Here is a 6410-nt window from a genome sequence, read left to right as displayed (position 1 = left end):
CTTTTCCCCCGCCGATGTAGCGGCGGTGAAAGCGCGCACCCAAGCTGGCCAGCACCTCGTAGCCGATGGTTCCGGCATGCGCGGCCGCGTCGTCGAGGCTTTGCGACGGCCCGATGAGCTCGACGAGGTCGCCCTCGCCCAGTTGATCGACCGGAAGCGCTGAAATGTCGAGGACAATGGAATCCATCGATACCCGCCCGACGAAAGGCAGCCGCACGCCCTCGAACCAGGCGGCCGACGCCGCGCGCCGGTGCCAGCCATCGGCATAGCCGAGCGAGATTGTCGCCAGCCTGAGCGGTCCGCGCGCATGATGGGTGTGGCCGTAGCCGACGCCGGCGCCGTCTTCGACGTTGCGCGTCTGAGCCACCTTCGCCTGCAGCCGGACCACCGGCCGCATCGGGTTCGCCTCGCCCGGCGCCGGGTTGATGCCGTAGAGCGCCGCGCCCGGCCGCGCGAGGTCGTGGTGGTAGGCCGATCCGAGAAAGATGCCGGACGAATTGGCAAGCGAGGCCGGCGCCTTGGGCAGCATCCCGCGCAGCCGCTCAAACGCGAGCCGCTGCGCTTCGTTGGCAGGATTGCGCGGCTCGTCGGCGCAGGCGAGATGGCTCATCACCAGGCGGATGTCGATGCCGCCGAAAGCATCCGCCGCGAGCGCCTCGACGTCAGCCGGCGGCATGCCGAGCCGTGACATGCCGCTGTCGACCTGAACAGCGGCCGGCAGCTTTCGGCCGGCGGCAAGCGCCGCTTCACGCCACGCTCTCAACTGAGCGGTGCTGTTGATGACAGGATGAAGCCCAGTCGCGATCGCTTCCGGCTCGGAGCCCGGCGGCAGGCCGTTGAGCACAAAGATCTCATGTCCGGGTCCAAGCGCCTTGCGCAGCGCGATGCCCTCGCCGAGCAGCGCGACGAAGAATATCTCGCAGCCTTCCTTCATCAGCGCCGATGCCACGCGCGCTGCGCCGAGGCCATAGCCGTCGGCCTTGAGCACGCCGGCGCAGCGCACGTCCGCCAGCCGCGCCTTCAGCCGCCGGTAGTTCTCGCGGATGGCGCCAAGATCGATGGTCAGGATCGCGCCGGCTGAAGTTTCGCCGGGCATAAAGCCGCTGGTGGCGGTCGTTTGCGGCAAAGACGTTTTGGTGCCGGTCATCGGGGCAATTGCGTCGGACAAAGTCGGGTCACACTTGTTGCGGAGCTGCGTGCTTCTCGACGCCGGCGAAGTGCGCTTGTCGCGCGTCGTTCATGTTTGCCTCTTTGCCTGCGGCGCATCTGCATCAACAAAGCATGATCTCGACTACGGTGCCAACCTCTTCGCTAACCGAACTTAGTTGGAAGCGCGCCGGCCAACGCCTAGCGAGCAAGATGCTGGAACGCGGCCACCACCTGCTCGTAGACCTTGCGCTTGAACGGCACGATCAGGTCGGGCAGCTCCCGCATCGGCCGCCATGCCCATTGGTCGAATTCGGCCTTGTGGCCGCCCGGCGGCGGATTGATCTCAATCTCGCTCTCGTCGCCCTCGAAGCGGTAGGCGAACCATTTCTGCGTTTGGCCGCGATAGCGGCCCTTGAAGGCGACGCCGACCAGATGCGGCGGCAGGTCGTAATTGATCCAGTGCGGCGCTTCGGCAAGCAGCGACACGCTGCGCATACCGGTCTCCTCGTAAAGCTCCCGCTCCGCCGCCGGGAGCGGCTCCTCGCCCTCGTCGATGCCGCCCTGCGGCATCTGCCAGAGTTTCGTAGTGCCGGAGAATTCGCTGTCCGGCTCGGCGATGCGATGACCGACCCAGACCAGCCCGGCCGGGTTGAGGATCATCAGCCCGACGCAGGGGCGATAGGGCAGCGTTTCAGGATCGATCTTTTTGGCCATCGTTGAGATTTCCAGCCGTTTTGGAGATGCATTCAGGCGAAAGGGTCGGCGTTAGCCTTTTTGCGGATCGATCGCCACCGCCGAAATCGGCACGATCTCGATGCCGCGCTTCTTCGCTTCTGCCACCCAGGACGCAACCGTGTCCACGGTGATATCGAAGGCCGAGCCGATGCCGACGGCGCTGCCCTTGGCGCGTGCCGTCGCCTCGAGGCTGTCCAGCTTCTTGAGGATTTCGCCGCGGTCCTGCACAGCATCGATCGCCATGTCGCCGGCGACGAAAGGAACGCCATCCTTCAGCGCGAGGTCGGGCGCCAGGCTTCGCGCGGAGGAGCCGTCGTCGACATAGGCAAGGCCGCGCTTGCCGAGCTCGGCCATGAACGGTCCCATCGCGTTTGCATCAGCCGAGAAACGCGCGCCCATATAGTTCATGACGCCGGTATAGTTGGTAGTCCTCGACAGCGCCCAGTGCAGGCTCTTCAGGTTCTCGTCCGGACTCGCAGCGACCGTCAGCGTGTTGCGTCCCGGATTGACGCCCGGATAATCGAACGGCTCGAGCGGTATCTGCATGACGATCTCATGTCCGCTCTGGCGCGCCGCCTTCATCCAGCGGTCGATGCTGTTGCCCTGCGGCGCGAAAGCCAGCGTCACCTCGGCGGGCAATTTGGCGATCGCGGCCTGCGTGCCGGTCTGGGAGACGGCGAGCCCGCCGATGACGATAGCCACGCGCGCGCCGCGCGCTCCGGACCAGGGCCGCGCATAGACGTCGAACGGTCGCCGGCCATCGGCGGAGCGCACCGGCAGCGGGCCGCTGTCGCTCGCCTCGATCAGCGCCCTGTCGGGAATATGCGCGACCTTGAGATTCTGGCTGAGTGTGGAAGGATCGCGGATGACGATACCGGCCTTCGGCGGACCATCGCCCTCTTCAGACTCGACATGGATGATTTGCGGGCCATCGCTCTTCATCGGCGTGCTCGCATTGGGCTTCGCCGCCGCCACCTCGGCCGGTGCCGGCGTCGGCGCCGGTGCCGGCGCGGGAGCCGGCGCCACGATTACCTTCGGCGTCGAAACGGCCGTCTCTTGCCGTTTGCGGAAAGGTTTTTCACGCAACGCGATCGCACCGGAAATGCCCACTACAGTGAGGATGGCGACCGCCGCGCCAAGCGTGCCGGCGCCGAAGGTGCGCGAGGCAGGGCGCTCTGACCGGAGCGTCTGTCCGAGCGGGCGTTCGATGTCCTTGCCGATGTCAGCCAAGCCGCATCCCCAGGCCCGTGACGCGGCTGATCGGATCAGCGCAGCTGATCGAATCGTCAGCGCTCACGCGCAAATTCAAAACCTTAGGCGACGCAGCGCCCGTTGCCGAACCACCCTGTCCCCGAATCAAACTGCCGGAACCTCGCGGTCCCGGCAGCATTGCATCGCTTCGGTCGGCCGGCCAGAGCGATCTGCCCCGGCCCTCCCCGTCTTTACTGGTTCAGCACAGCCTTGTCCGGGTTCGGCGGGAAGGCCGGATCGGTCTTTTGGCCGCGCAGCAGCTGTTCGGCATAGATCAGCTGCAGGTCGTCCTTCGGCTCCGGCGGCACATAGGCGGCCGAGCCCGAGCCGGTCGAGCTCTCGTCGGCCCCCTTGATGTGGCCCTTGAGGTCCGATTCGCCGCGGGTCAGGTCCCTGCCCTGCAGGTCCGGCGGCAGCGGCTGCTCGACCTTGATGTCGGGCGTGATGCCCTTGCCCTGGATCGACTTGCCCGACGGCGTGTAATAGAGCGCCGTGGTGAGCCTGAGCGCGCCGTTCTCGCCGAGCGGGATGATGGTCTGCACCGAGCCCTTGCCGAAGGACTGCGTGCCGACGACGGTGGCGCGGCGCAGATCCTGCAGCGCACCGGCGACGATCTCGGACGCGCTTGCCGAGCCGCCATTGACCAGCACGATCAGCGGCTTGCCGCCGATGTCGTCGTTCTGCTTCGGCTTGGCGTCGAAGCGGGTAACGTCCTTCGGATCGCGGCCGCGGGTCGAGACGATCTCGCCGCGCTTCAGGAAGGCGTCCGACACGCTCACCGCCTGGTCGAGCAGGCCGCCCGGATTGAGGCGCAGGTCGAGTACATAGCCCTTCAGCTTGTCGTTGGGCACCTGCTTCTTGATGTTCTCGATGGCGTTCTCGAGATCGTCATAGGTCTTCTCGGTGAAGGAGGTGATCTTCATGTAGCCGATGTCGTTCTCAACCCGGTATTTCACCGCCTTGACCTTGATGATGTCGCGCACGACCGTCAACTCGATCGGCTTGTCGGCGCCCTGGCGCAGGATGGTGAGCTTGATCGGCGTGTTGACCGGGCCGCGCATCTTCTCGACCGCGTCATTGAGGGTGAGGCCGCGCACCTCCTCGCCGTCGATCTTGGCGATATAGTCGCCGGCAAGCACGCCCGCCTTTGCGGCCGGCGTGTCGTCGATCGGCGTGATCACCTTGACCAGGTCGTTCTCCATCGTGACCTCGATGCCGAGGCCGCCGAACTCGCCCTTGGTCTGCACACGCATATCCTGCGCCTGCTCGGCATTCATGTAGGACGAGTGCGGGTCGAGCGAAGCCAGCATGCCGTTGATGGCGTTCTCGACCAGCGACTTGTCGTCCGGGGGCGTCACATATTGCGCGCGCACGCGCTCGAAGATGTCGCCGAAGATCGCCAGCTGCTTGTAGGTCTCGGAACCCGCAGCATTCGCCGCCGAGCCAGGTGCGCCGTAGACCAGGCTCATTGCCGATGCGCCCATCAGCGCGCCGGCAAACAGAAGCGACAATTTCCGCATCATTTCACGTCCTTCCAGAAAATCGGTCCGCCCACCAGGGGTTCGGATCGACGGGTTTTCCATCCTTGCGGAACTCAACATAGAGTTCCGGCGTCGCATTTCCATTCTGCGAGGCCGAGGTGCTTGCCACCCGGGCCTCTCCCATCGCGCCGATCGGCTCTCCTGCGAGCACCGACTGTCCGGTCGCGACGCTGATTCTGCTCATCCCCGCCAGGACGACATGATACCCATCGCCCGCATTGAGGATCAAGAGTTGACCATAGGAGCGAAACGGCCCCGCATAAAGAACGTTTCCATCCGCCGGCGCGGTGACGATGGCCCCCGATTGTGTCGCAACCATGTCTCCCTGCATCATTGCGCCATTGCCGTCGTCGGTGCCGAAGCGCCGTTTGATCTTGCCGATGACCGGCAGCGCGATCTGGCCCTGGAGCGCCGCGAACGGGGCGGAAGCGGTTAAACGATTGCCCTCCGGCACCGGCGGCGCGGCGGGTTCCGCCGTCGATGCGGTCGTGTCGGCGTCCGCCGATTTCCGATCGGCCGCCTTGGCCTGGTCGGCCGCCTTGCGCGCCTTGTCGGCCTCGAGCGAGGCGATGAGGTCCTTGAGGCTGCTGGCCTTGTCCGCCAGCTGCTGCGAGCGCTGCCGCTCTGCTGCCAGGGCCGCTTCGGTATCGGCCTGCAGCTTCTGCTTGGCCTCGAGCAGCATGGTCAGTCGTTTCTTTTCCGCCGTCTGCTCGGTGACGGCAGCGGTAAGCCGCCCGCGTTCGGCCTCGATCGAGGCCGTCACCCGGGTCTGTTCCTTGAGATCGGCGAGCAGCCTGTCGGTCTGCTGGCGCAATTCCGGCACCACGGCGCCGAGCAGGATGGCACTGCGCACCGACGACAACGCGTCCTCCGGCTTGACCAGGATCGCCGGTGGCGGATTGAGCCCCATGCGCTGCAGCGCGCCGAGCACCTCGGCGAGCACGTCGCGCCGCGCCACCAGCGAAGCGTGCAGCTTCTCTTGCTCGGCTTTCAGTCCTTCCAGTTTGGCGCCGATGTCCTCGATGTCCTGGCCGAGCTTCTGCTCGGTCATCGCCGACTGGATCAGCGCCGCACTGATCGAGGCATGGTCCTTCTTCACCGTCGCGACGTCGGCGGCAAGCTTGGCCAGCCGCTCGGAGGACAACGAGATTTCCTTGGAGACCTGCTCGTATTCGACCCGGCTCTTGTCGGGGTCCGGCGCGACATCGAGCGAATTTTCCGCGGCCATAGCCGGCCCGAGCGCGATCAGCGCGGCGACAAGTGTCAAGCCGCAGCGGCTGCGCCAGGCGCGCGTTCTCGAATTCCAGCCTTCAGACATCGGGCCTCGACTCTATCCGCCGCTTCGTTAACGAACCATCAACCATGTTGGAGCACCCGCAACAACCGTGATGTCGGTTCATTGAGGCGGAAATCGGTGCAAGCGGACGTGATCCCCAGCTTTCGGGGTCACTGCGCGAACGATGACTCACGAGCGGTGATAGGGATGCCCGGCAAGGATGGTGGCGATGCGATAGAGCTGTTCGCCGAGCATGACGCGCACCAGCTGATGCGGCCAGGTCAGCGCTCCGAACGACAACACCAGATCGGCCTCTTCGCGCAAGGATTTGTGATGGCCGTCCGCGCCGCCGATCGCGATGACCAGCGCCTTGCGGCCGCTGTCGCGCAACTGGCCGATGCGGGCCGCCAAGTCCTCCGAGGACAGCGCCTTGCCGCGTTCGTCGAGCAGGAACAGCA

6 protein-coding genes are annotated in these 6410 nt (G+C 65.7%); all 6 read right to left on the bottom strand.

What is annotated here, in order from left to right:
• Positions 1-1096: alanine racemase (gene alr / locus EOA32_RS31370; protein ID WP_128373786.1), on the bottom strand; the 1096-nt coding region annotated here is incomplete at its 3' end.
• 251 nt (positions 1097-1347) lie between these two features.
• Positions 1348-1863, bottom strand: coding sequence for an RNA pyrophosphohydrolase (locus EOA32_RS31365; RefSeq protein ID WP_067319545.1), 516 nt, complete (start codon positions 1861-1863; stop codon positions 1348-1350).
• A gap of 51 nt (positions 1864-1914) precedes the next feature.
• Positions 1915-3114 (bottom strand): divergent polysaccharide deacetylase family protein, encoded by a 1200-nt coding sequence (locus EOA32_RS31360; RefSeq protein ID WP_128373785.1) that lies wholly within the window; start codon positions 3112-3114, stop codon positions 1915-1917.
• Positions 3115-3326: 212 nt separating this feature from the next.
• On the bottom strand, positions 3327-4658 hold the full coding sequence (locus tag EOA32_RS31355) for a S41 family peptidase (protein WP_067001610.1): 1332 nt from the start codon (positions 4656-4658) through the stop codon (positions 3327-3329).
• Between the two features lies 1 nt (position 4659).
• Positions 4660-5994 (bottom strand): murein hydrolase activator EnvC, encoded by a 1335-nt coding sequence (locus EOA32_RS31350; protein ID WP_128373784.1) that lies wholly within the window; start codon positions 5992-5994, stop codon positions 4660-4662.
• A 147-nt stretch (positions 5995-6141) separates the two neighbouring features.
• Positions 6142-6410, bottom strand: a 269-nt coding sequence (locus tag EOA32_RS31345; RefSeq protein ID WP_145971409.1) for a 23S rRNA (pseudouridine(1915)-N(3))-methyltransferase RlmH, incomplete at its 5' end; no start/stop codon positions are given.

The sequence above is a fragment of the Mesorhizobium sp. M1A.F.Ca.ET.072.01.1.1 genome, from assembly GCF_004023325.1.
Taxonomy (GTDB): domain Bacteria; phylum Pseudomonadota; class Alphaproteobacteria; order Rhizobiales; family Rhizobiaceae; genus Mesorhizobium.
The sequence above is the reverse complement of the archived record's forward strand: the minus strand, read 5'-3'. Positions and strand labels throughout refer to the sequence as shown.

What these genes read in the sequence shown, in the direction of transcription:
- EOA32_RS31365 (WP_067319545.1), bottom strand. Translation starts at nt 1,863, where the DNA reads ATGGCCAAAAAGATCGATCCTGAAACGCTGCCCTATCGCCCCTGCGTC.
- EOA32_RS31350 (WP_128373784.1), bottom strand. Translation starts at nt 5,994, where the DNA reads ATGTCTGAAGGCTGGAATTCGAGAACGCGCGCCTGGCGCAGCCGCTGC.
- EOA32_RS31355 (WP_067001610.1), bottom strand. Translation starts at nt 4,658, where the DNA reads ATGATGCGGAAATTGTCGCTTCTGTTTGCCGGCGCGCTGATGGGCGCA.